Source organism: Pantoea sp. X-Soil-ISGK-285 (assembly GCF_059730815.1).
On sequence record NZ_AP035938.1, the window covers coordinates 1393634 to 1418000 of the forward strand.

Below are 24367 nucleotides of genomic sequence, written 5' to 3' on the forward strand. Positions count from 1 at the left end.
AACAGGAGGGAATAATGACAGTAACTGCCCCGGTCATAACTATTGATGGGCCAAGTGGAGCGGGAAAGGGAACCCTGTGCAAAGCGATGGCTGAATCGCTGCAGTGGCATCTGCTGGACTCCGGTGCTATTTATCGCGTGCTGGCGTTGGCCGCATTGCATCATCAGGTGGAGATTGAATCTGAAGAAGCGCTGGTGCCGATTGCTGCTCACCTGGATGTGCGCTTTGTGTCACAAAATGGTGAAATGCAGGTCATACTTGAAGGTGAAGATGTCACCGGTGAAATCCGTACTCAGGAGGTCAGCAACACCGCTTCTCGTGTTGCCGCTTTTCCCCGGGTACGCGAAGCATTATTGCGCCGCCAGCGCGGTTTCCGCGAGATGCCGGGCCTGATTGCTGATGGCCGTGATATGGGCACCGTGGTTTTTCCGGATGCGCCAGTGAAAATTTTCCTTGATGCCAGCCCGGAAGAGCGTGCTCAGCGCCGTATGCTACAGTTGCAGGATAATGGCTTTAATGTTAACTTTGACCGCCTTTTAGCCGAGATAAAAGAACGCGACGACCGCGATCGTAATCGCGCAATTGCGCCTTTAGTAGCCGCTGGCGATGCATTGGTTCTGGACTCTACCGAGATGTCTATCGATCAAGTCATTGAAAAAGCGCTACAATATGCCCGCGAGAAGCTGGGTATTACGGCTTAACTGAATCTACCACCCTGTACCATGGATCCGGTGCCGGGCATGTGAAACAACCCCATCCGACATGAAGTCAGATGGACGTTAAATTGAAGAATCCTGAAGATTATCAATATGACTGAATCTTTTGCTCAACTATTTGAAGAATCCTTAAAAACAATCGAAACCCGCCCGGGTTCTATCGTTCGTGGCATCGTCGTTTCTATCGACAAAGATGTCGTTCTGGTTGATGCGGGTCTGAAATCTGAATCTGCAATTCCTGCAGAGCAGTTCAAGAACGCAGCCGGCGAACTGGAAATCCAGGTAGGCGACGAAGTTGATGTTGCTCTGGATGCAGTGGAAGACGGCTTCGGTGAAACCCTGCTGTCCCGTGAGAAAGCTAAGCGCCATGAAGCATGGATCACGCTGGAGAAAGCTTACGAAGACGCTGAAACTGTTACCGGTGTTATCAACGGCAAAGTTAAAGGCGGCTTCACAGTTGAGCTCAACGGTATCCGTGCGTTCCTGCCAGGTTCACTGGTAGATGTGCGTCCGGTGCGCGATACGCTGCACCTGGAAGGCAAAGAGCTTGAATTCAAAGTGATCAAGCTGGATCAGAAACGCAACAACGTCGTGGTTTCACGTCGTGCGGTTATCGAATCCGAAAACAGCGCAGAGCGCGATCAGCTGCTGGAAAACCTGCAGGAAGGCATGGAAGTCAAAGGTATCGTTAAGAACCTGACTGACTACGGTGCATTCGTTGATCTGGGCGGCGTTGATGGCCTGCTGCACATCACTGACATGGCATGGAAACGCGTTAAGCATCCAAGCGAAATCGTCAACGTGGGCGACGAAATCACCGTTAAGGTGCTGAAGTTCGACCGCGAGCGTACCCGTGTTTCTCTGGGTCTGAAGCAGCTGGGCGAAGATCCATGGGTTGCTATCGCTAAACGCTATCCGGAAGGCACTCGCCTGACCGGTCGTGTTACCAACCTGACTGATTACGGCTGCTTCGTGGAAATCGAAGAAGGCGTTGAAGGTCTGGTACACGTGTCTGAAATGGACTGGACCAACAAAAACATCCATCCGTCTAAAGTTGTTAACGTAGGCGACGTGGTTGAAGTTATGGTTCTGGACATTGACGAAGAGCGTCGTCGTATCTCCCTGGGTCTGAAGCAGTGTAAATCTAACCCATGGCAGCTGTTCGCTGAGACGCACAACAAAGGCGATCGTGTTGAAGGTAAAATCAAGTCAATCACTGACTTCGGTATCTTCATCGGCCTGGATGGCGGCATCGACGGTCTGGTTCACCTGTCTGACATCTCCTGGAACGCGACTGGCGAAGAAGCCGTTCGTGAGTACAAAAAAGGCGACGAAATCGCTGCCGTTGTACTGCAGGTTGATGCAGAGCGCGAGCGTATCTCTCTGGGCGTTAAACAGCTGGCAGAAGATCCGTTCAACAACTACATCACTTTGAACAAGAAAGGTGCCATCGTCACCGGTAAAGTGACTGCAGTTGATGCTAAAGGTGCTACAGTTGAATTAGCAGACGGCGTTGAGGGTTACCTGCGCGCTTCTGAAGCTTCACTGGACCGCATTGAAGATGCAACTCTGGTTCTGAACGTTGGCGACGACGTTGAAGCTAAGTTCACCGGCGTTGATCGTAAAAACCGTGTCGTAAGCCTGTCTGTCCGTGCGAAAGACCAGGCTGATGAGAAAGAAGCCATCAATACTGTTAACACCAAACAGGAAGAAGGCAATTTCTCTAGCGCTATGGCTGAAGCGTTCAAAGCGGCTAAAGGCGAGTAATCGGCCTGAAGCACCGGGTGGGCAACCACCCGGTTTCGGTAAAAGCTGTCATACATTCCCATAGGGATAAACCGGAGGTTACATGACCAAGTCAGAACTGATCGAAAGACTGGCGGGACAGCATACTCATATACCGGCGAAAGTCGTTGAGGATGCAGTAAAAGAGATGCTAGAGCACATGGCCACTACGCTGGCACAGGGCGAACGCATCGAAATCCGGGGATTCGGCAGCTTTTCTTTGCACTATCGCGCTCCGCGTACTGGACGTAACCCGAAAACGGGTGACAAAGTGGATCTGGAAGGTAAATACGTTCCCCACTTTAAGCCAGGCAAAGAGCTGCGCGATCGCGCAAATATCTACGGCTAAGCCGATACCGAACCAGATAAACGACATCTCCGGATGTCGTTTTTTTTTGCCTGCGATTCAGGCTCAGACCTGACATCCGGATTGCTGTCATCAACACTGCAACACCGCACTCTCTTTGTGAGAGCGCTCCAGCCTGCCTGATCATCCGCTGTTACTTTCATCTCCTTTGCCCAGAATAATCGAACTGAATCAATGGATACGATTATGCTGACATGGACCGTTCTGGCGCGACTGGCGATCGTTGCAACGTTACCGCTAATGCTGATGGCCCGGCTGCCTTCCGGTGAGGTGATGTGGGGCTTCCTCCTCACAGGACTGGCTCTGCTGCATTGCCCTTACCAACCCGTCCGTCTGGCCGGTATTACTCTGCTGTTGCTGGCATGGGCCTGTAACGACGCCCGTCTGATAGTGCGGGATATCGAAAAGTTCTCGGTGCGTCCTGCCACCTACACCCTTCAGATCAGTGAACTGCGGAAAGAGCGGAAGCAAATCCGGGTTCGTCTGCTGAAAGAGGAGGGCAGGATGATTTTTCCGCCTCGCTTTGCCTGGATCTGGTTTGATGCTGATCCGGAGGTCTACTGTCCAGGACAACGCTGGACGATGCAACTACGTCTGCGACCGGAACATGCCCGCCTTAATGAGGGCGATTTTGATGCGCAGCGTTTTGCACTGGCTAATAATACGCCGCTTCAGGGACGAATCCTTAAGCAGACTGCGGTAAGCGATCGCTGTGATAGCCGCTGGCGATTTATTTTATGGCATCGTGACAGGACCCGTGCAATGCCTGCACGTGCAACGCTGGAGGCACTGGCTTTTGGCATTCGGGATGAGATGAGCCAGCAGACGCGTCAGCTACTGCGGGATACCGGTACCGCGCATCTGATGGCGATATCGGGCATGCATATCGCCCTGGCCGCCAGCACCGGCTGGATGATTGCGCGTGGGGTGCAATTTATCTTGCCAGCCCGTTATATCAGCTATCTTTTCCCCCTCATCGTGAGCTGGCTGTTTGCTGCAATCTATACCTGGCTCTCTGGTGCACAGCCTCCCGCAGAGCGTTCGCTGCTTGCCCTGACGCTATGGGCGATAACACGGTTTGCGGGTGTTCAGCTGAATAGCTGGCAGGTCTGGACGTTCTGTATTGCGTTGCTGCTGGTAACCGACCCGCTGACCGTGTTCTCTGACAGCTTCTGGCTCTCGGTACTGGCTGTGGGCATGCTGCTGGTCTGGTATCACTGGTTCCCGCTGCCTGCGGCGTTCCGTCAGCAACGGCGCTGGATTCCGGTACAGCTGCTGCATTTACAGGCGGGCATGATGATTTTAATGGTGCCGTTGCAGGTGGCGATTTTCAACGGCATCAGCCTGACTGCGCTGGTGGCAAATGTTGTCGCGATTCCGGTCGTCTCGTTTATTACCATGCCTCTGGTGACGCTCGCCCTGCTGCTGCCGGTGGCGAATTTATCTGGCTTCTTCTGGGGAGCGGCCGATCTCTCTTTACGTGCACTGTTTCATTGCCTGACGTTGCTGCCACCAGGCTGGTGGCCGCTGAGTGGCACAACCTGGTTTACGGTTATGGTATGGGGCGGCCTGATTCTCTGGCGTGCGCAGCTCTTCTTCTCTCTGCCACTAAGCAGCTGCGCCTTAGCGCTGGCGATGATACTGAGTCGCCAGCCAAATCAGGAGCAGGGCTGGCGCATCGATATGCTGGATATCGGGCACGGTCTGAGTCTGGTGATCAGCCAGGGCGACGAGGCGGTGATGTATGACACCGGCCCGCGCTGGCAGAACGATAATGCGGGGAGTCGGGTGATCATTCCATGGCTGGAGCGCAGGCAGTTACGGTTAAAACAGGTCATCCTGAGTCATAAACATCTGGATCATACTGGCGGGCTGGAGGCGATTACTCAACGCTGGCCAGCGGTTGAAGTCAGAAGTGCGCTGGCTGATGAGGCACACTTACCCTGCGTACGGGGCACGCAGTGGCGCTGGCGGCAGCTCCACTTTCGGGTGGTCTGGCCGCTGACGGCACCCCTGCCGGGCGGAAATAATGACTCCTGTGTGGTGATCGTTGATGATGGTCAGGTCCGGCTGATGTTAACCGGTGATATTGAAGCGAAAGCGGAACGCCAGCTGGTGGCGCTGGAGAAGCAGGGGCTGAAGGTCGATATTCTGCAGGTCCCGCACCACGGTAGCCGGACGTCGTCGACCTCATTGCTGCTGCGTAAAGCCGCAGGCCACACCGCTATCGCCTCGCTGGCACGCTACAATGCATGGCGTATGCCCGCGAAAAATGTGCTGGAAAACTATCGAACGGCCGGTTTTCAGTGGCTGGATACGGGCCAGTCAGGACAAATCAGTATCAGGATAGAGCAGGGCAGAGCGCAGGTTTCCACCTTGCGGGATCAATTAATGCCCCGTTGGTATCATCAGTGGTTTGGCGTCAAACGCGAATCCAGGTAGAATGGCCGGCTATTTCCAACAGCGTGAATAAATAATGCATCAAGATAAAGATCTCTCTACGTGGCAGACGTTTCGCCGACTCTGGCCGATGATCGCGCCTAATAAAGCGGGATTAATTGCGGCCTCAGTCGCCCTGATTATTAATGCTGCGGGCGACGCCTTAATGCTCTCACTGTTGAAACCGTTACTGGATGATGGTTTTGGTAAAGCTGACAGATCGGTGATGCTGTGGCTGCCGTTAGTGGTTATTGGCCTGATGCTGGTACGCGGAGTTACCAGTTATATCTCCAGCTACTGCATCTCCTGGGTCTCTGGCAACGTCGTGATGAACATCCGCCGTCGTCTGTTCAGCCATATGATGGGCATGCCGGTTTCGTTTTTCGACCAGCAGTCAACCGGCACTCTGTTGTCACGCATTACTTACGATTCTGAGCAGGTCGCCTCCTCTTCTTCGGGCGCGCTGGTCACCGTAGTGCGTGAAGGGGCTTCCATTATTGGCCTGTTTATCATGATGTTCTACTACAGCTGGCAGCTGTCGCTGATCCTGATTGTACTGGCACCTATCGTCTCCTTTGCTATCCGCACCGTCTCTAAGCGCTTCCGCACCATCAGTAAAAGTATGCAGAACACTATGGGGCAGGTGACAACCAGCGCCGAACAAATGCTGAAAGGGCACAAAGAAGTGCTGATTTTTGGCGGACAGGACATTGAATCGGAGCGCTTTTCCCGCGTCAGTAACCGGATGCGTCAGCAGGGAATGAAACTCGTTTCAGCCTCCTCCATTTCCGATCCGATTATTCAGCTGATCGCGTCGCTGGCACTGGCTTTTGTGCTCTATGCCGCCAGCTTCCCCAGCGTCATGGATACCCTGACAGCCGGTACCATCACCGTGGTCTTCTCCTCGATGATTGCCCTGATGCGCCCGCTTAAGTCTCTGACCAACGTCAACGCCCAGTTCCAGCGTGGGATGGCGGCCTGTCAGACACTGTTCTCTATTCTGGATAGTGAGCAGGAAGTAGATAACGGTACGCGCGAAATTACCCGTGCTAAAGGGGATATTGAATTCCGTGATGTCACCTTTACCTACCCAGGTCGTGAAATTCCGGCACTGCGTAATATCAATCTGTCGCTGCCAGCAGGAAAAACGGTGGCGCTGGTGGGCCGTTCCGGTTCCGGTAAGTCTACGATGGCGAGCCTGCTGACCCGCTTTTATGATATCCAGCAGGGCGAAATCCTGCTGGACGGTCATGATCTGCGTGAGTACAGCCTGCGCTCATTGCGTAATCAGGTGGCGCTGGTGTCACAGAATGTGCACCTCTTCAACGACACGATTGCCAATAACATCGCGTATGCCCGCAGTGAGCAATACAGTCGTGAAGAGATCGAGCAGGCGGCCACCATGGCGCATGCCATGGACTTTATCAATAAAATGGATAAGGGCCTGGATACGATGATTGGCGAGAATGGCGTGCTGTTATCTGGCGGTCAGCGTCAGCGTATTGCCATTGCCCGTGCGTTGTTACGTGATTGCCCGATCCTGATCCTCGATGAAGCCACCTCGGCGCTGGATACCGAGTCTGAACGCGCGATTCAGTCTGCACTGGATGAGTTGCAGAAGAACCGTACCTCGCTGGTAATTGCGCACCGACTCTCTACCATCGAGAAAGCGGATGAAATCGTGGTAATTGAAGATGGCCAGATTGTTGAACGCGGTACGCATCAGGTGCTGTTAGCAGAACGCGGTGCCTATGCACAGCTGCACAAGATGCAATTCGGCCAATGATTGAACGTATCTGGAGTGGTCGCTCACCGCTATGGCTGCTGCTATGGCCATTCAGCCTGCTGTATGGTGCGATCACGGCCCTGATACGCATCAGTTACAGGCGCGGCTGGCGTAAAAGCTGGCGTGCGCCTCTGCCGGTCGTGGTGGTAGGTAACCTGACTGCTGGCGGGAATGGAAAGACGCCGGTGGTCATCTGGCTGGTCGAGGCGTTACAGCAGCGCGGCCTGCGCGCTGGCGTGGTCTCCCGAGGATATGGTGGCAAGGCGGACCACTATCCCTTGCTGGTCACGGCGCAGACCCCCACCGAACAGGCCGGGGATGAGCCGGTATTGATCGCCCAGCGCACCGGGGCGCCGGTCGCGGTCGCCCCTCAACGGCGACGGGCGATTGAGGCGTTACTGAAACAGGGTTCGCTGGATGTGATCATCACGGATGATGGCCTGCAACATTACGCCCTGCAGCGCGATCGCGAGATCGTGGTGGTTGATGGGGTCCGTCGTTTTGGTAATGGCTGGTGGTTGCCTGCCGGTCCGATGCGTGAACGTGCCGATCGTCTGCAGCAGGTCGATGCCGTGATCATTAACGGCGGCGAAGCACAGCCCGACGAGATTGCCATGCAACTTCAGCCCGGGCTGGCCACCAATCTGCTGACCGGTGAAACCTGCCCGCCGGAGCAACTGGGTGCGGTAGTCGCCATGGCCGGTATTGGTCATCCCCCGCGTTTTTTCACCACGCTGAAACAGCAGGGTATAACGCCGGTCGCAGAGATCGCCTTTGCCGATCATCACGCCTACAGCAAAGATGAACTGACCCGATTACTCCAGGCGGGTCAGCAACTGCTGATGACCGAAAAAGACGCGGTGAAATGCCGTCACTTTGCCCAGCCTGACTGGTGGTATTTGCCGGTCGATGCCCATTTAACTGGTAATGCCGTGACGCCGTTACTGGATGACATTGAACAACTCTGCCGCCATATTTCCTGATACCCGCCCCCGTTCAGGTGAAGCCTGATAAGGAAGAGGATGAACAGTACGCATTCACTTTCGTTACAGCAAGCACGCCACCTTCATCTCGCCGCGCAGGGCCTGCTGCGAACTCCGGCAAAACGTGCTGTTTATCAGGATCTGATTGACTGCATTTCCCGCATGTCGCTGCTGCAAATCGATACCATTCATGTGGTGGCCCGTAGTCCGTATCTGGTGCTGTTCAGTCGCCTGGGGAACTATCCTCAGGCATGGCTGGAACAGGCTCTGGCACAGGGCGAACTCTTTGAGTACTGGGCGCACGAAGCCTGCTTTATTCCCCGTGCCGATTACCGACTTCTTCGTCATCGCATGCTGTCGCCGGAACGTCTGGGCTGGAAATACAATGCGCAATGGGTCGCTGAGCACCAGCAGGCCATTGCCGAATTACTGCAGCAGATCAGAGACAACGGCCCGGTACGCGCCGCCGATTTTACCCATGCCGATAACCCGAAGTCAGGCTGGTGGGCATGGAAACCGCACAAACGTCATCTGGAGAATCTCTTCAGCGCCGGTGAGCTGATGGTCACCGAACGCCGTAATTTTCAGCGCGTCTACGATCTGCGCAGCCGCGTGATGCCCGACTGGCAGGATGCGATACATGGCATCAGTGAAGCGGAGGCGACCCGTCAGATGCTGATGAATAGCGCCCGCAGCTTAGGGATTTTCCGCGCGGCCTGGCTGGCGGATTACTATCGCCTGAAGCGGGCACCCGTGAACCACTTTATCGCTGACGCCCAGGCTGCGGGCGATCTGGTCGCCGTCAATACAGAGGGACTGGGTGAGATGTGGCTGCATCGTGACTACGTGCCGTTGCTGGATACGCCGCTGCAGGCGACGCACAGCGCGCTGCTGTCGCCGTTTGATCCGGTGGTCTGGGATCGCAAGCGTGCGCGTGAGCTGTTCAATTTTGACTACCGTATTGAGTGCTATACCCCAGAGGAAAAACGCAAATTTGGCTATTTTGTTTTGCCCATCCTCCATCGCGGCCAGATAAAAGGGCGGCTGGATGCCCGCATGCTGCGTCAGGCAAAACAGCTGGAGATTAAAAATATCTGGCTGGAGGAGAAGACCCGCGTTACGGCGCGATTTTTGCTGGATATCCGGCGTGCTATCGAACGCTTCGCGACGTGGCAGGGTGCTGAAAGTGTCGCTATCCTGCAGGCACCCGACGCGCTTAACGATCAGTGGCCAGCCCTGTGGACGCTGGATTAATCAATTTTGCGGCAGCCGCTGCGGGATGGCGTTTTACCCCATCCCGCACGCGCCGCGCTATGGTATGCTTGAATCCTTAAGCATTCGGTCCCTGATGGAGGACATATGGATCATCGTTTACTCGAAATCGTTGCCTGCCCGGTTTGCAATGGCAAACTCTACTTCAACAATGCTCAACAGGAGCTGATCTGCAAACCTGATGGCCTGGCCTTCCCGGTCCGGGACGGCATTCCGGTGCTGCTGGAAACCGAAGCCCGCACGCTGTCAGTTGAAGAGATTCATCCATGAGTTTCACCGCTATCATTCCTGCGCGTTATGCGTCAACCCGCTTACCCGGCAAGCCGCTGCTCGATATCCACGGTAAACCGATGGTCGTGCATGTAATGGAGCGGGCCCGTGAATCGGGTGCCAGCCGGGTCATTGTTGCCACCGATCATCCCGACGTGGCGCAGGCAGTGGAAGCGGCAGGCGGCGAAGTCTGCATGACGCGCGCCGATCACCAGTCTGGCACTGAGCGACTGGCGGAAGTGATCGAAAAATATCAGTTTGCCGATGATGAAATCATCGTAAATGTGCAGGGCGATGAGCCGATGATTCCGGCCGAGATTGTGCGTCAGGTGGCGACCAATCTGGCGGGGTCGGCGGCCGGGATGGCGACGCTGGCGGTGCCGATCACCGATGTGGAAGAAGCCTTTAATCCGAATGCGGTGAAAGTCGTCATGGATGTGAATGGCTACGCGCTCTATTTTTCACGGGCGACCATCCCCTGGGATCGTGAACGGTACGCCGCCTCGCGCGAGCAGATCGGTGATACGCTGCTGCGCCACATTGGCATCTACGCCTACCGTGCTGGTTTTATTCGCCGCTATGTCGCCTGGGCGCCTTGTCCTCTGGAACAGATTGAGCTGCTCGAGCAACTGCGTGTTTTATGGTACGGCGAAAAAATTCATGTCGCCGTCGCGAAAACCATTCCCAGTGTGGGTGTGGATACGCCAGACGATTTGCAACGCGTTCGTGATGCCATGCAGGCCTGACAAGCGGGGAGCCTGTCTCCCCGTTTCAGCGCAACGTTCTTGATCCGCCGCTAAACTTATCTCCAACACTTCCTTCAGGATATTGTGATACTCATCTGAGGAGGATGCCGCATGGAACAGCTTAAATCGGAACTCACGCTGGCGCTGGGTGAAACCATCAGCCGCCTCGAAATGATCAGTGAACATCCACCCACCCGGCTTTATGCGTTATACGATCGGGATGGGCGCCCCATGCCGGTGGTGGCGAAATATTTTCGTCATCAGGGCCGGGCGGCGATGGAAGCCAGAAAGCTGGCGCTGCTGGGCCAGGCCGGACTGATCGCCGTGCCAGCGGTCTATGGTCTGGTGATGAGCCAGCAGCCGCCGGTGCATGAAATGCTCCTGCTGGCGCGACTGAATGGCGTGACGGCGGAGGCACCTGCGCGGGATGCTCAGCGCTGGCAACAGTTTTGCGAACAGGTGGTCGAGGGAGTGCTGGCCTGGCACCGGCTCGACAGCCATGGCCTGGTCGGTACGGTGGACAGCACGCAGCAGAACAGCTGGCCCGCCTGGTATGCACAACGGGTTGAGGTGCTATGGGCGACCCTGAGCTATCTGCGTCCGCCAGCCTTTACGCTGGAAGATCGCCAGATTCTGTTTCGCTGCCGGGCGCGACTGGCGTATCTGTTTCGCGGCTTCGACGATCCCTGTGTGATGGTTCACGGCAACATTCAGCTGCAGAGCATGCTGAAAGATAGCCGCAGTGACCAGTTAATCGCGATGACACAGCCGGGCACCATCCTCTGGGCACCCCGTGAATACGATCTTATCCATCTGGATACCTCGCCTGCCGAAACGGCGCTGCTGCACAATTACCTGCAACGGGCGCCGGTTTCAGAGGGTTTTGTCTGGCGTCGGTGGGTTTATCAACTGTGGGACTGCATTGAGCATCTGGTACAGACCGGCACGTTTAATCGTCCACGTTTTGACCATGCACGCGCGCAATTACTTCCCTGGCTCGGCTGAGTCCGATTCCTCGCCTTTCAGCCGTTGCAATAGTGTGCCAAGCGTTTCGTAGACCGCACGTTCGCTGTGACTCAGCCAGATCGATGAGGGTATCGCCCGTTCCCATCCATTCAGCGGTGACGTAATCGCCAGCTGATTAGCGGGAGCGGCCATCGGCTTCAACCCGATCGCGTGGAAAAAGCGTATTGCCCGCGGCATATGATTCGCGGATGTGACCAGCAGAAACGGGCGATCGCCCACCACGGTTTTAACTGCCTGCGCTTCATCCGCGGTGTCACGGGGCTGGTCGAGAATCTGAATATGTTCGCGGGGAACGCCCAGACTTTCCGCCACCTGTGCCGCTACCCAGGCACTACTCTTTGGATTGGTGCCGCCCGCTGCGCCGGTAAAAATCAGCGTCGACTGCGGATTCCGCTGCCACTGACGAACGCCTTCTGCCACGCGCGGCAGACTGTTATTCAGCAGGTTCGAGCTGGGTGCCCACGCCGGGTTAAAGGTGTAGCCTCCGCCCAGCACCACAATGAAGTCCACCTTCTCTGATCCGTTCCAGGTCGGATAGCGGCTATCCAGCGGCAAAAGCAGACGATCGGCCAGCGGTTGCAGGCTCAGCAGCAGCAGTAACAGCCAGCTGACGGAGATCACGGTTTTGCCGCTTTTCTGCCAGCCAGTAAACCAAAGCAGTAAAATGCCAAGCGCCATCAGCAAAAGCAGAAACGGCAGGGGTAAAAGCAGCCCGCCGATAACTTTTTTAAGGGTAAATAACATCAAAAAAGAGTCCTGTTGTCCGAAAATAGAGCACCCGGAAGGGAAGATGGGGATGAAAGGTTCATTCTTCTGGTGCCTGTGACAAAATAGCACAAGTCTCACCGCAGCATACCGGAGCGCATGCCATGCAGGATCGTAACTTTGACGATCTCGCGGATAAATTTTCGCAAAATATTTACGGCACCACTAAAGGGAAGATACGCCAGGCCATCCTCTGGGATGAGCTGGAGAAGATAGTGCCCGGTCTGTCACCGCACCCGCTGTCGGTGCTGGATGCTGGCGGCGGTGTCGGCCAGGTCTCCAGCGGGCTTGCTGCGCAGGGCCATCAGGTTCTGCTGTGCGACCTTTCCAGCGAGATGCTGCGCCGGGCCGCGGAAAATGCAGCGGCACAGGGTGTGAGCCACAACATGCAATTCAGACAAATTAGCGCTCAGCAGGTGGGCGAACATTTGGATAAGCCGGTGGATCTGGTATTGTTCCACGCTGTGCTTGAGTGGGTCGCTGAACCGGAGAAGGTGCTGAAAGCGCTGTTCGATCTGCTGCGTCCGGGGGGCGTCATGTCGCTGATGTTTTACAATCTGCACGGCCTGACATTGCGCACCTTAACGCTGGGTAACTTCGGCTATCTGCGCACCAACCTGACCAAACGCAAAAAGCGAACGCTGTCGCCTGACTATCCGCGCGACCCCGAGCAGGTCTATCGCTGGCTGGAGGCGTGTGGCTTTGTGATTGAGCAGCGTGCCGGGATCCGGGTGTTCAGTGACTACATGAAGCCGCCGAAGGGCGAGCCAAAAAGCGACGACGAAATTATTGAGATGGAGCGGCGTTACTGCCGTCAGGAACCCTTTTTGAGCTTAGGGCGCTACATCCACGTGACCGCGCGTAAACCCGGGCAGAAGGACGAATTATGAGTGAATTTTCCCAGACGGTACCTGAACTGGTCTCCTGGGCGCGCAAAAATGACTTTTCCCTTGCGCTGCCAGTGGAACGTCTGGCCTTTTTGCTGGCTATCGCCACCCTCAACGGTGAGCGGATGGATGGCGAAATGAGCGAAGGCGATCTGATTGATGCTTTCCGTCACGTCAGTAAAGCTTTCGAACAAACCCATGAAACCGTGTTGGTTCGTGCCAACAACGCCATCAACGACATGGTGCGACAGCGCCTGCTCAACCGTTTTACCAGCGAAATCACGGAAGGCAATGCCATCTATCGCCTGACGCCGCTGGCGATCGGCATCACTGACTATTACATCCGTCAGCGTGAGTTCTCGACCCTGCGCCTGTCGATGCAGCTGTCGATTGTGGCCAATGAGCTTAAGCGGGCAGCCGATGCCGCGCAGGAAAACGGCGATGAGTTTCACTGGCACCGCAATGTTTTCGCGCCGCTGAAATATTCCGTGGCGGAGATCTTCGACAGCATCGATATGACCCAGCGTCTGATGGATGAACAGCAGCAGGCGGTTAAAAATGATATCGCCGAACTGTTGAACAAAGACTGGCGCGCGGCCATCTCCAGCTGTGAAATGCTGCTTTCTGAAACCTCAGGGACGCTGCGTGAACTGCAGGATACGCTGGAAGCCGCAGGCGACAAACTTCAGGAAAATCTGCTGCGCATTCAGGATGCCACGCTGGACAGTCCCGATCTGGGCTTCGTCGATAAGCTGGTGTTTGATCTGCAAAGCAAACTCGACCGTATTACCAGCTGGGGCCAGCAGGCGATTGACCTCTGGATCGGCTATGACCGCCACGTCCATAAATTTATTCGTACCGCCATCGACATGGATAAAAACCGCGTCTTTGCGCAGCGCCTGCGGGTATCGGTGCAGAATTACTTCGACGCGCCCTGGGCGCTGACCTATGCCAACGCCGACCGCCTGTATGACATGCGTGATGAGGCGCTGACGCTGCGTAACGACGAAGTGATGGGTGAACTGCCGCCGGAGATGGAGTACGAAGAGATCAACGAAATCCGCGAACAGCTGGCAGCGATGATTGAAGAAGCGCTGCAGGTCTACAAATCGCAACAAAAACCGCTCAACCTCGCGTCAGTGATGCGCGACTACCTGGCCCAGTATCCCCGAGCCCGCCATTTCGATCTGGCGCGTATTGTGGTGGATCAGGCGGTGCGCCTTGGCGTAGCGGAAGCTGATTTAGCCGGTTTGCCTGTGGAATGGCAAGCCATCAATGATTACGGAGCCAAGGTGCAGGCACATGTCATCGACAAATATTGAACAAGTGATGCCGGTTAAGCTGGCACAGGCACTGGCCAACCCGATTTTTCCTGCGCTGGACAGCCAGTTACGCGCCGGACGCCATATCGGTATCGAAGAGCTGGATAATCACGCTTTTCTGATGGACTACCAGTCGTTTCTCGAAGAGTTTTACAGCCGCTATAACGTTGAGTTAATTCGTGCGCCGGAAGGCTTTTTCTATCTGCGTCCGCGTTCAACCACGCTGATTCCGCGTTCCGTGCTCTCTGAACTGGACATGATGGTCGGGAAGATTCTCTGCTATCTCTATCTCAGCCCGGAACGACTGGCCAATGAAGGTATCTTCACCCAGCAGGAGCTGTACGACGAACTGCTCTCTCTGGCCGATGAGAACCGCCTGCTGAAGCTGGTCAACCAGCGTTCAACCGGTTCGGATCTGGATCGCACCAAACTGCAGGAGAAAGTGCGCGCCTCTCTGAGCCGCCTGCGTCGCCTTGGCATGGTGTGGTTTTTCGGCAACGACAGCAGCAAGTTCCGCATCACGGAATCGGTGTTCCGCTTTGGTGCCGACGTGCGCGGCGGTGATGACGCCCGTGAAGCGCAGCTTCGTCTGATTCGTGATGGCGAGGCCATGCTACTGGAAAACGCGACAGCACCGGTCGACACCGATGACGGTGAAGGACAGGAAGGCGACGCGAGTGAGAACGCAGAGGAAGAACAGGCATGATTGAGCGCGGAAAGTTTCGTTCGCTTACGCTGATCAACTGGAACGGCTTTTTTGCCCGTACCTTTGATCTCGATGAATTAGTGACCACGCTGTCAGGCGGTAACGGTGCGGGTAAGTCCACCACGATGGCGGCATTTGTCACCGCGCTGATCCCCGATTTAACGCTGCTGCACTTCCGTAATACCACCGAAGCGGGCGCGACATCAGGATCCCGTGACAAGGGTCTGCATGGTAAACTGCGGGCTGGGGTCTGCTACTCCATGCTGGATGTGGTGAACTCACGCCATCAGCGTGTCGTGGTCGGTGTCCGTCTGCAACAGGTCGCCGGACGCGATAAAAAGGTCGATATCAAGCCATTCAGTATTCATGGCCTGCCCACCGACACCAACCCAACCGATATGCTGACGGAAGTGCTTAACAGCCGTCAGGCACGCGTATTACCGCTGAACGAAGTCAAAGAGCGGGTTGAGGCGCAGGAAGGGGTACAGTTCCGCGCCTATAACTCAGTCACCGATTATCACGCCATGCTGTTTGATCTTGGTGTGGTGCCGCGTCGTCTGCGCTCTGCCAGCGATCGCAGCAAGTTTTATCGTCTGATTGAAGCCTCGCTGTATGGCGGTATCTCCAGCGCCATCACCCGATCGCTGCGTGATTACCTGCTGCCTGAAAACAGTGGCGTGCGCAAAGCGTTCCAGGATATGGAAGCCGCGCTGCGCGAGAACCGCATGACGCTGGAGGCGATCCGCGTTACCCAGTCTGACCGCGATCTCTTCAAGCATCTCATCTCCGAGGCGACCAGCTACGTTTCGGCTGACTATATGCGCCACGCCAACGAGCGTCGGGGACACCTCGACAGCGCGTTACAGCTGCGCAACGAGCTGTTCAGCAGCCGCAAGCAGCTCGCCACCGAGCAGTATCGTCATGTTGAGATGGCGCGCGAACTGGCCGAGCACAATGGTGCAGAAAACGATCTTGAAGTCGATTATCAGGCCGCCAGCGATCACCTGAACCTGGTACAGACGGCGATGCGTCAGCAGGAGAAGATTGAGCGCTACGATGCGGATATCGAAGATCTGACGCTGCGGCTGGAAGAGCAGACCGAAGTGGTCGCAGAAGCGCGTGAAATTCAGGAAGAGAATGAAGCGCGTGCCGAAGCGGCTGAGCTGGAAGTGGATGAGCTGAAAAGTCAGCTGGCCGATTTCCAGCAGGCGCTCGACGTGCAGCAAACCCGCGCTATCCAGTATCAGCAGGCATTGCAGGCGCTGGAACGCGCCCGCACGCTTTGCCAGCTGCCCGATCTGAGCATTGAAAATGCGGCTGAATGGCAGGAAAGCTTCCAGGCCAAAGAGGAAGAGGCGACAGAACGGTTGCTGCGCCTGGAGCAGAAGCTGAGCGTAGCGGAAGCGGCGCACAGTCAGTTTGAACAGGCGCTGGCGCTGGTGACCAGCATTGCCGGTGACGTGACCCGTCAGGACGCCTGGCAAACCGGCCGCGAACTGCTGCGTGATGCCAGCAACCAGCGTCATCACGCCGAACAGCTCTCTTCGCTGCGTCTGCGTCTCAATGAGCTGGAACAGCGTCTGCGCGAACAGCATGAGGCGGAGCGTCTGCTGGCGGAATTCTGCAAGCGTCAGGGGCAGCATTATGAAGCGGATGCGCTGGCAGGCCTGCAGCAGGAGCTTGAAGCACAGATTGAACAGCTGAATAGCAGCGTCTCCGACGCCGGTGAACAGCGCATGATGATGCGCCAGGAGCTGGAGCAGCTGCGTGAACGCATCACCAGCCTGACCGCCCGTGCGCCACACTGGCTGGCGGCGCAGGAGATCCTGACCCAGCTCAGCGAACAGACCGGCCAGGCGCTGAACAGCAGCCAGGACGTGACCGAATATATGCAGCAGTTGCTGGAGCGTGAGCGTGAAACCACCGTCGAGCGCGACGAAGTGGCGGCGCGTAAACGCGATATCGAGCGGCAGATTGAGCGGCTCAGCCAGCCGGGCGGTGCCGAAGATGCGCGCCTGACCCAGCTTGCTGAACGTTTTGGCGGCGTGTTGCTGTCAGAGATTTACGATGATGTGACGCTGGATGATGCGCCTTACTTCTCGGCGCTCTACGGTCCGTCGCGTCATGCGATTGTGGTGCCGGATCTCTCCCGCGTTCGTGAGTTGCTGGATGGTCTGGAAGAGTGTCCGGAAGATCTCTACCTGATCGAGGGTGATCCGCAGTCGTTCGATGACAGCGTCTTCAGCGTCGATGAACTGCAGAATGCGGTGGTGGTGAAGGTGGCAGAGCGTCAGTGGCGCTACTCCCGCTTCCCGAAAATCCCGCTGTTTGGCCGCGCGGCGCGTGAGAATCAGCTGGAGCTGCTGCACCTTGAGCGCGATAAGCTGGCCGAACGCTACGCCACGCTGTCGTTCGACGTGCAGAAAACGCAGCGTCTGCATCAGTCATTCAGCCGCTTTATCGGCAGTCATCTGGCCGTCGCCTTTGACGCCGATCCGGAAGCCCAGATCCGTCAGCTCGGCGCACGCCGGGGTGAGCTGGAGCGTGCGCTGAATCAGCATGAGAGCAACAATCAGCAGCAGCGTCAGCAGTATGAGCTGGCCAAAGAGGGCGTATCACAGTTAAACCGGCTGCTGCCACGCGTCAATCTGCTGCTGGATGAGACGCTGGGCGATCGCTGCGAAGAGATCCGCGAGCAGGTCGATGCCGCACAGGAAGCGGCGCGCTTCCTGCATCAGCATGGCGCTAAGCTGGCGAAGCTGGAACCGATCATCGCCGTGCTGCAGAGCGATCCTGAACAGCATGAGCAGTTACAGGCGGATTATCAGCAGGCGCAGCAGCAGCAGCGCAACGCCCGTCAGCAGGCCTTTGCCCTGACAGAAGTGGTGCAGCGTCGCGCCCACTTCAGCTACGACGACTCGGCCAGCATGCTCAACGGCAACAACGATCTCAGCGATAAGCTGCGTCAGCGTCTGGAGCAGGCTGAGGGCGAACGCAGCCGCAGTCGTGATCGCCTGCGTGAACATCAGGCGCAGCTGACGCAATACTCCCAGGTGCTGGCCTCGCTGAAAAGCGCCTATGACGCCAAGCGCGACATGCTGAAAGAGCTGCAGCAGGAGATGCAGGACATTGGCGTCCAGGCTGACAGCAGCGCGGAAGAACGCGCGCGTGTTCGCCGTGACGAACTCTACACGGCACTGAGTCATAACCGCGCCCGCCGCAATCAGCTGGAGAAACAGCTCACCTTCTGCGAAGCGGAGATGGATAACCTGCAGAAGCGACTGCGTCAGCTGGAGCGTCAGTATCATCAGGTGCGTGAACAGGTGGTCAGCGCCAAAGCGGGCTGGTGTACTGTACTGCGTCTGGTGAAAGAGAATGGCGTTGAGCGTCGTCTGCATCGCCGTGAACTGGCCTACCTGAGCGGCGATGAGCTGCGCTCTATGTCGGATAAAGCGCTGGGTGCGCTGCGTCTGGCGGTAGCGGACAACGAACATCTGCGCGACGTGCTGCGACTCTCGGAAGATCCAAAACGTCCGGAACGTAAAATTCAGTTCTTTATTGCGGTTTATCAGCATCTGCGCGAGCGTATTCGTCAGGATATTATTCGGACTGACGATCCGGTCGAAGCAATTGAGCAGATGGAAATCGAACTGAACCGTCTGACGGAAGAGCTGACGGCGCGTGAGCAGATGCTGGCAATCAGTTCGCGCAGTGCGGCCAACATCATCCGTAAAACGATCCAGCGTGAACAGAACCGTATCCGCCAGCTCAACCAGGGTCTTCAGACCGTCAGCTTTGGTCAGGTACGCAGCGTGCGGCTCAACGTGAACGTGCGTGAAACCCACGCCATGCTGCTGGATACGCTGTCGGAAGAGCACGAGCAGCATCAGGATCTCTTTAACAGCAATCGCCTGACCTTCTCGGAGGCGCTGGCGAAGCTCTACCAGCGTCTTAATCCGCATATCGACATGGGGCAGCGTACGCCGCAGACCATCGGTGAGGAGCTGCTGGACTACCGCAACTATCTGGAGATGGAAGTGGAAGTTAACCGTGGTTCCGATGGCTGGCTGCGCGCAGAGAGCGGGGCGCTCTCAACCGGTGAAGCGATCGGTACCGGTATGTCCATTCTGGTGATGGTAGTGCAGAGCTGGGAAGAAGAGTCCCGTCGTCTGCGCGGCAAAGATATTTCGCCATGCCGACTGCTGTTTCTTGATGAAGCGGCCCGTCTTGATGCCCGTTCCATCGCCACGCTGTTTGAACTCTGTGAGCGACTGGAGATGCAGCTGGTGATTGCAGCACCGGAGAATATCAGTCCGGAAAAAGGCACGACCTACAAACTGGTGCGTAAGGTGTTTAATAACACCGAGCATGTGCATGTGGTCGGTCTGCGTGGTTTTGCTGCCGATCCTTCGCCGGTGCGGGCGGGAAGCGACGCAGATGCGCTGCCCGATTTAACCGCTGAAAATTCGCAGGCGGAAACGTAGTCAAAAACTGAACCATTCGTTAATCTGGTTACGGCATTTGTCGCATGAGGCAAATGCCGTTTTTGTTTGTATACTCACATGATGAGTCACGGCGCGGTCGCAGTGGATACAGGGAACACTGCGAAGTTGAAAAACAAGGGGGCAGGGATGTTGCTGGTAAAAAAATTAAATCATCATCGCGTTCTATCATTGTTAGCGCTGGCGCTAACCGTTGTTCCATTTACGCTACCGCAGGCCGCTGTCATCGCCGCTTTGCCCGGGACAACGCAGGCGGCTATCTCCGTTTCCGAAAGTCAGCAACGCATCCGGCAGGCGTTTTCCAGCGCCGATCAGCCGTTTTATCTGGCACCGCTGGCGACGCTCTATGCATCCCGCCATATGCAGCCGCTTTGGGAGGATCCTCAGGCGATACAAAAATTTCAGCAGCAGCTGGCTGAAGTGGCACTTTCTGGTGTTCAGCCACAATTCACGCGCTGGATTGAGCGTCTGACTAACCCGGCGATCACCGGCTTTGCCCGGGATGTCGCGCTGTCCGATGCGATGCTGGGCTATCTGCAATTTGTTTCTAATGTGCCGACGCAGGGTGAAACCTGGCTTTACAGCAATGTTCCCTACCGGCTGACACAGCCGTCGGTGGCGGTCGTGAATCAATGGCAGAACGCGGTCAATGCAGGATCGGGCAACACGTTTATTGCGTCACTGCAGCCGCAGCACCCGCAGTATCAGCCGATGCACGCCGCGCTGAAAACCCTGCTAGGTGATAAGCAGCCCTGGCCGCAGCTGAAGAGCAGTGAAACGCTGCGTCCGGGACAGGTCAGTGACGATGTGCCGGCGCTGCGTGAAATCCTGCAGCGCAGCGGCATGTTAACGGCGCAGGTTAATGCACCTGCACCGGATGACGATGCGGTGCCGGTGGCCGCCTCACCAGTGACCCACAGCGACCAGCCGGTTGCGGTCAGCCCTTCCGCCGCGCCAGTCACCGATCTGTCCGCGCCTTCACTGCATTCGCCGGGTAACGTTCAGAGTCAGACGCTGGAAGGGAATACCGCCAATGTCTATGACGAGACGCTGGTGGCAGGTGTGAAGCGTTTCCAGCAGTGGCAGGGACTGGATGGCGACGGTGCTATCGGTGCCAGAACGCGGCAGTGGCTTAACGTCTCTCCGCAGATGCGTGCTTCGTTGCTGGCGCTGAACATTCAGCGACTGCGCCTGCTGCCGGACGATATGCACAACGGCATTATGGTGAACATCGCCAACTACTCGCTGATTTATTACAACAACGGCAACAAGATCCTCTCATCACGCGTCATCGTCGGGCGTCCCGATCGCAAAACGCCGTTGATGCGCAGCGCACTCAATAATGTGGTGCTGAACCCGCCATGGAATGTGCCGACCACGCTGGTGCGTAAAGATATCATTCCTAAAGTGAAGCAGGATCCGACCTATCTCTATAAGCATGGCTATACCCTGCTGTCGGGCTGGAGCGCTGACGCTGAAGTGATCGATCCCAGCATGATCGACTGGCGCATGGTCACCGCTTCATCGTTCCCCTATCGGTTGATTCAGGCACCGGGTGTGGCGAATGCGCTGGGCCGCTATAAATTTAATATGCCCAGCTCAGATGCGATCTATCTGCACGACACGCCGAACCACAACCTGTTCCAGCGGGATATCCGCGCGCTCAGCTCAGGCTGCGTCCGGGTAAATAAAGCGTCCGAACTGGCGGGCTTATTACTGCAGGACGCGGGCTGGAACGATGCCCGCATCTCCAGTACGTTAAAAGAGGGTGACACCCGCTACGTGCCCATTCGGCATCGTATTCCGGTCAATCTCTATTATCTGACGGCGTGGGTCGCTGATGATGGCAAACCACAGTTCCGCACAGATATTTACAATTATGATGACACCGCGCGTTCGGGCAGCCAGGCTTTGAGTCGGGCTGAGCAATTGCTGCTCTAGTGATTGATTTTAAATCGTTAGCGGCGGGCCGGTTATTCAGAAAAATGTTATCAAATGGCGATTCCTGCAGGGATCGCCACGCAAACAGGTTGCAGATGGGTTGACGCTCTACTGAGAGAAAGTTATGGTTCGGGCTGTGCGCTTTTTGCACATTTCTATGGCTTCACTCTCAGGTAAATCGTTACATGTCTACTATTGATTCTTTTCGTCGCAAACTACTGCTGTGCGGTAGCGCCGCCGCCGGTCTGGCATTATTACCCGCTTCTGCAAGGGCCTCGCTTTCTACCTCTCGCCCGCGTGTATTGATGCTTAATAATCTTCATACCGGTGAAACCCTTAAAACTGAGTTTTTTAATGGTAAGAGTTACGACAAGGATGAGTTGTCACGATTAAATCACTTTTTCCGTGACTATCGCGCCAATAAAGTGAAAAGCATCGATCCGCACCTGTTTGATCAAATCTTCCGCCTGCAGGCGCTGCTGGGAATGCGTAAACCGATACAGCTGGTTTCGGGCTACCGTTCACTGGCAACCAACAACATGTTACGTGAGAGCGGTCCTGGGGTGGCAAAGCACAGCTATCATACCAAAGGACAGGCAATGGATTTCCATATCGAAGGAGTTTCTCTGGCCAATGTACGCAAAGCGGCGTTATCTCTGCGTGCGGGTGGTGTAGGATATTATCCCCGCAGTAACTTTGTACATATTGATACCGGGCCGATCAGGCACTGGTAATGACACCGGCAACGCTGCGTGAGCCGGTCATGGAGCGTTATGAATTACCACATTATTCCTGTTACCGCGTTTGCCCAGAACTGTTCAGTTATCTGGTGCGAGTCTACTCGTGAAGCCGCGCTGGTTGATCCAGGCGGCGATGCCGATCTGATCAAAGAGACGCTGGAACAATGCCAGCTTAAACCTTCCCGGATTCTGCTGACCCATGGGCACCTTGATCACGTCGGGGCCGCCGTCGAGCTGGCTGCCTTCTGGCAGATTCCGATTGTCGGACCACAAAAGCGTGATGCATTCTGGCTGGAGGCGCTGCCTACCCAGAGCCGGATGTTCGGACTTGATGAGTGCGCGCCTTTTACCCCCGATCGCTGGCTGGAAGAGGGGGAGAGCGTACAGGTAGGGCTGACCACGCTGGAAGTGCTGCACTGTCCGGGACATTCGCCTGGCCACGTGGTGTTCTTCGATCGGCCAGGACGTTTACTGATTTCAGGTGACGTGATTTTTAATGGTGGTGTGGGACGCACAGACTTCCCGCAGGGCGATCATCAGCAGTTAATCAATGCTATCCGCACGAAACTGCTGCCGCTGGGCGATGATGTCACTTTTCTGCCCGGTCACGGCCCGATTTCTACGCTGGGGCATGAACGCATCAGTAATCCTTTCCTGCAATAAAAAATGGGCCAGCAGGCCCATTTTTCAATTCGGTCATCCTGCTTACAGCACGGCGACAATCGCTTCGCACAGCGCCGACATATTGTCTGGCGTCATGCCCGCCACATTCACCCGCCCTGAGTTCACCGCGTAGACGCCAAACTCTTCACGCAGGCGAATGACCTGCTCTTTGGTTAAGCCGCTGAACGAGAACATACCGTTCTGCTTAATAATAAAGCTGAAGTCGCGCTGTGCGCCTTTTTCCGCCAGGGTATTTACGAAGAGCTGGCGCATGCGCTGAATGCGCTGACGCATGTCCGACAGCTCCTGCTCCCAGATGGTACGCAGGGTATCGTTGCCCAGAATGGTGGCGACGATGGCGGCGCCATGTGCCGGCGGATTGGAGTAGTTCGCGCGAATGGTGTACTTCACCTGACTGAACGCGGTATCTGCCACGCTCGCATCGGCGGCAACCAGCGTGATGGCACCGACACGCTCGTTATACAGGCCGAAATTCTTGGAGTAAGAGCTGGCGACGATCAGTTCCTGATGCGAGGCGGCAAAAATACGCAGGCCTTCTGCATCTTCCTCCAGACCACGGGCAAAACCCTGGTAAGCGAAGTCGAACAACGGCAGCCAGCCATTGGCCTGTGACAGCTGCGCCAGCTGTTGCCACTGCTCGGCGGTCGGGTCGATACCGGTCGGGTTATGGCAGCAGCCGTGGAACAGCACCACATCGCCTGGCTGAACCTGTTTCAGTGACGCGACCATGCCATCGAAATCCAGCGTATGGTTTGCCGGGTCGTAATAGTGGTATTCACAGACCTCAAGACCGGCAGCGTTAAACACGTTGTTGTGATTCGGCCAGCTTGGATTGCTGATCCAGACCCGCTTCACCGATGTTTGCGTGGCGAGGAAATCGGCTGCAACGCGTAGCGCGCCTGTACCACCCGGTGTCTGAGCCGTGCGAGCGCGGCCAGCGGTGATTAGCGGGCTCTGGTTGCCAAACAGCAGGGCCTGTGTGCAGCGGGCAAAATCAGCCAGGCCATCAATGCTGAGATAGTTTTTGGTGGTTTCATTTTCCAGCAGATATTGCTCAGCTTTTTTAACACTGGTCAGCACCGGGGTCTTGCCGGTTTCGTCTTTATAGACGCCGATACCCAGATTGATTTTTTCCGGGCGGTCGTCAGCACGAAACAGATCGGCCAGCCCAAGAATAGGATCGGCGGGTGCAGCAGAGATCGATTCAAACATGTGTCAGGTCCATTAGCGTGAACTTTAGCGAAAAGAGCTCTCAGGTTAGCGTCCGGCCAGTCAAATGCCAACCGTTTGCGAGACAAATTCATACATTTTGTAGTGTGGATTGGGCGACGGGGAAATGCAGACGTTTAAGCGGAGTAGAAGGGCGTGAGAAAACAGAGTTCTGGTGAATAGCAGCCATAAAAAAACGGGGCCTTAGCCCCGTTTTTAAA

At 56.1% G+C, this 24367-nt stretch carries 19 protein-coding genes; 17 read left to right on the forward strand and 2 right to left on the reverse strand.

Annotated elements, in window-relative coordinates:
- Nucleotides 1–14: 14 nt before the first annotated feature.
- The 10 genes from cmk to AC6I8B_RS06575 all read left to right on the forward strand — a co-directional run bounded on the left by cmk (nt 15) and on the right by AC6I8B_RS06575 (nt 11369).
- Entirely contained in the window at nt 15–701 is a 687-nt protein-coding gene (gene cmk / locus AC6I8B_RS06530) for a (d)CMP kinase (RefSeq protein ID WP_010254946.1), read from the forward strand.
- A 108-nt stretch (nt 702–809) separates the two neighbouring features.
- On the forward strand, nt 810–2483 hold the full coding sequence (gene rpsA / locus AC6I8B_RS06535) for a 30S ribosomal protein S1 (protein WP_003849352.1): 1674 nt from the start codon (nt 810–812) through the stop codon (nt 2481–2483).
- An 82-nt stretch (nt 2484–2565) separates the two neighbouring features.
- Nucleotides 2566–2850 carry an integration host factor subunit beta gene (gene ihfB, locus AC6I8B_RS06540; RefSeq protein WP_003849360.1) on the forward strand — a complete coding sequence of 95 codons (285 nt, stop codon included), beginning with the start codon at nt 2566–2568 and terminating at the stop codon, nt 2848–2850.
- Between the two features lie 204 nt (nt 2851–3054).
- Nucleotides 3055–5310: a DNA internalization-related competence protein ComEC/Rec2 gene (locus AC6I8B_RS06545; protein WP_497817617.1), complete on the forward strand. Its 2256-nt coding sequence runs from the start codon at nt 3055–3057 to the stop codon at nt 5308–5310.
- A gap of 34 nt (nt 5311–5344) precedes the next feature.
- The gene (msbA, locus tag AC6I8B_RS06550; protein WP_010669759.1) at nt 5345–7093 is read left to right on the forward strand and encodes a lipid A ABC transporter ATP-binding protein/permease MsbA; all 1749 of its coding nucleotides are present in this window, start codon (nt 5345–5347) and stop codon (nt 7091–7093) included.
- Nucleotides 7090–8076 carry a tetraacyldisaccharide 4'-kinase gene (gene lpxK, locus AC6I8B_RS06555; protein ID WP_157351801.1) on the forward strand — a complete coding sequence of 329 codons (987 nt, stop codon included), beginning with the start codon at nt 7090–7092 and terminating at the stop codon, nt 8074–8076. The genes msbA and lpxK overlap by 4 nt, the downstream gene beginning before the upstream one ends.
- 39 nt (nt 8077–8115) lie before the next feature.
- A complete protein-coding gene (locus tag AC6I8B_RS06560; RefSeq protein WP_157351803.1) occupies nt 8116–9330 on the forward strand; it encodes a winged helix-turn-helix domain-containing protein in 1215 nt (404 codons plus the stop codon).
- A 105-nt stretch (nt 9331–9435) separates the two neighbouring features.
- Nucleotides 9436–9618 carry a Trm112 family protein gene (locus tag AC6I8B_RS06565; protein ID WP_003849374.1) on the forward strand — a complete coding sequence of 61 codons (183 nt, stop codon included), beginning with the start codon at nt 9436–9438 and terminating at the stop codon, nt 9616–9618.
- The gene (gene kdsB / locus AC6I8B_RS06570) at nt 9615–10364 is read left to right on the forward strand and encodes a 3-deoxy-manno-octulosonate cytidylyltransferase (RefSeq protein WP_010254955.1); all 750 of its coding nucleotides are present in this window, start codon (nt 9615–9617) and stop codon (nt 10362–10364) included. Before AC6I8B_RS06565 ends, kdsB begins: the two co-directional genes overlap by 4 nt.
- 111 nt (nt 10365–10475) lie before the next feature.
- Nucleotides 10476–11369, forward strand: a complete 894-nt coding sequence (locus tag AC6I8B_RS06575) for a fructosamine kinase family protein (protein ID WP_010669762.1) — start codon at nt 10476–10478, stop codon at nt 11367–11369.
- Here AC6I8B_RS06575 and elyC read toward each other — a convergent pair.
- On the reverse strand, nt 11349–12134 hold the full coding sequence (gene elyC, locus AC6I8B_RS06580; protein WP_157351805.1) for an envelope biogenesis factor ElyC: 786 nt from the start codon (nt 12132–12134) through the stop codon (nt 11349–11351). The genes AC6I8B_RS06575 and elyC overlap by 21 nt on opposite strands.
- Before the next feature lie 125 nt (nt 12135–12259).
- Here elyC and cmoM point away from each other — a divergent pair, with 125 nt between their 5' ends.
- The 7 genes from cmoM to AC6I8B_RS06615 all read left to right on the forward strand — a co-directional run bounded on the left by cmoM (nt 12260) and on the right by AC6I8B_RS06615 (nt 22916).
- Entirely contained in the window at nt 12260–13045 is a 786-nt protein-coding gene (gene cmoM / locus AC6I8B_RS06585) for a tRNA uridine 5-oxyacetic acid(34) methyltransferase CmoM (protein WP_031594104.1), read from the forward strand.
- Nucleotides 13042–14364 carry a chromosome partition protein MukF gene (mukF, locus tag AC6I8B_RS06590; RefSeq protein ID WP_010254963.1) on the forward strand — a complete coding sequence of 441 codons (1323 nt, stop codon included), beginning with the start codon at nt 13042–13044 and terminating at the stop codon, nt 14362–14364. Before cmoM ends, mukF begins: the two co-directional genes overlap by 4 nt.
- On the forward strand, nt 14345–15070 hold the full coding sequence (gene mukE, locus AC6I8B_RS06595; RefSeq protein WP_010669765.1) for a chromosome partition protein MukE: 726 nt from the start codon (nt 14345–14347) through the stop codon (nt 15068–15070). The genes mukF and mukE overlap by 20 nt, the downstream gene beginning before the upstream one ends.
- Entirely contained in the window at nt 15067–19554 is a 4488-nt protein-coding gene (mukB, locus tag AC6I8B_RS06600; protein ID WP_497817618.1) for a chromosome partition protein MukB, read from the forward strand. Before mukE ends, mukB begins: the two co-directional genes overlap by 4 nt.
- A 147-nt stretch (nt 19555–19701) precedes the next feature.
- On the forward strand, nt 19702–21513 hold the full coding sequence (ldtD, locus tag AC6I8B_RS06605; protein ID WP_497816201.1) for a L,D-transpeptidase: 1812 nt from the start codon (nt 19702–19704) through the stop codon (nt 21511–21513).
- A gap of 185 nt (nt 21514–21698) precedes the next feature.
- A complete protein-coding gene (mepK, locus tag AC6I8B_RS06610; protein WP_010254972.1) occupies nt 21699–22247 on the forward strand; it encodes a peptidoglycan L,D-endopeptidase MepK in 549 nt (182 codons plus the stop codon).
- Between the two features lie 39 nt (nt 22248–22286).
- Nucleotides 22287–22916: an MBL fold metallo-hydrolase gene (locus AC6I8B_RS06615; RefSeq protein ID WP_157351811.1), complete on the forward strand. Its 630-nt coding sequence runs from the start codon at nt 22287–22289 to the stop codon at nt 22914–22916.
- Between the two features lie 42 nt (nt 22917–22958).
- On the opposite strand, the gene AC6I8B_RS06620 is transcribed toward AC6I8B_RS06615, so the two are convergent.
- The gene (locus tag AC6I8B_RS06620) at nt 22959–24149 is read right to left on the reverse strand and encodes an amino acid aminotransferase (protein WP_064704738.1); all 1191 of its coding nucleotides are present in this window, start codon (nt 24147–24149) and stop codon (nt 22959–22961) included.
- Nucleotides 24150–24367 lie beyond the last annotated feature (218 nt).

Coding starts and splice junctions, on each gene's coding strand:
- AC6I8B_RS06560 (WP_157351803.1), top strand. CDS start 8,116: ATGAACAGTACGCATTCACTTTCGTTACAGCAAGCACGCCACCTTCAT.
- AC6I8B_RS06620 (WP_064704738.1), bottom strand. CDS start 24,149: ATGTTTGAATCGATCTCTGCTGCACCCGCCGATCCTATTCTTGGGCTG.
- mukF (WP_010254963.1), top strand. CDS start 13,042: ATGAGTGAATTTTCCCAGACGGTACCTGAACTGGTCTCCTGGGCGCGC.
- AC6I8B_RS06575 (WP_010669762.1), top strand. CDS start 10,476: ATGGAACAGCTTAAATCGGAACTCACGCTGGCGCTGGGTGAAACCATC.
- elyC (WP_157351805.1), bottom strand. CDS start 12,134: ATGTTATTTACCCTTAAAAAAGTTATCGGCGGGCTGCTTTTACCCCTG.
- mepK (WP_010254972.1), top strand. CDS start 21,699: ATGTCTACTATTGATTCTTTTCGTCGCAAACTACTGCTGTGCGGTAGC.
- AC6I8B_RS06565 (WP_003849374.1), top strand. CDS start 9,436: ATGGATCATCGTTTACTCGAAATCGTTGCCTGCCCGGTTTGCAATGGC.
- ihfB (WP_003849360.1), top strand. CDS start 2,566: ATGACCAAGTCAGAACTGATCGAAAGACTGGCGGGACAGCATACTCAT.
- AC6I8B_RS06545 (WP_497817617.1), top strand. CDS start 3,055: ATGCTGACATGGACCGTTCTGGCGCGACTGGCGATCGTTGCAACGTTA.
- msbA (WP_010669759.1), top strand. CDS start 5,345: ATGCATCAAGATAAAGATCTCTCTACGTGGCAGACGTTTCGCCGACTC.
- cmk (WP_010254946.1), top strand. CDS start 15: ATGACAGTAACTGCCCCGGTCATAACTATTGATGGGCCAAGTGGAGCG.
- mukE (WP_010669765.1), top strand. CDS start 14,345: ATGTCATCGACAAATATTGAACAAGTGATGCCGGTTAAGCTGGCACAG.
- ldtD (WP_497816201.1), top strand. CDS start 19,702: ATGTTGCTGGTAAAAAAATTAAATCATCATCGCGTTCTATCATTGTTA.
- rpsA (WP_003849352.1), top strand. CDS start 810: ATGACTGAATCTTTTGCTCAACTATTTGAAGAATCCTTAAAAACAATC.
- cmoM (WP_031594104.1), top strand. CDS start 12,260: ATGCAGGATCGTAACTTTGACGATCTCGCGGATAAATTTTCGCAAAAT.
- AC6I8B_RS06615 (WP_157351811.1), top strand. CDS start 22,287: ATGAATTACCACATTATTCCTGTTACCGCGTTTGCCCAGAACTGTTCA.
- mukB (WP_497817618.1), top strand. CDS start 15,067: ATGATTGAGCGCGGAAAGTTTCGTTCGCTTACGCTGATCAACTGGAAC.
- lpxK (WP_157351801.1), top strand. CDS start 7,090: ATGATTGAACGTATCTGGAGTGGTCGCTCACCGCTATGGCTGCTGCTA.
- kdsB (WP_010254955.1), top strand. CDS start 9,615: ATGAGTTTCACCGCTATCATTCCTGCGCGTTATGCGTCAACCCGCTTA.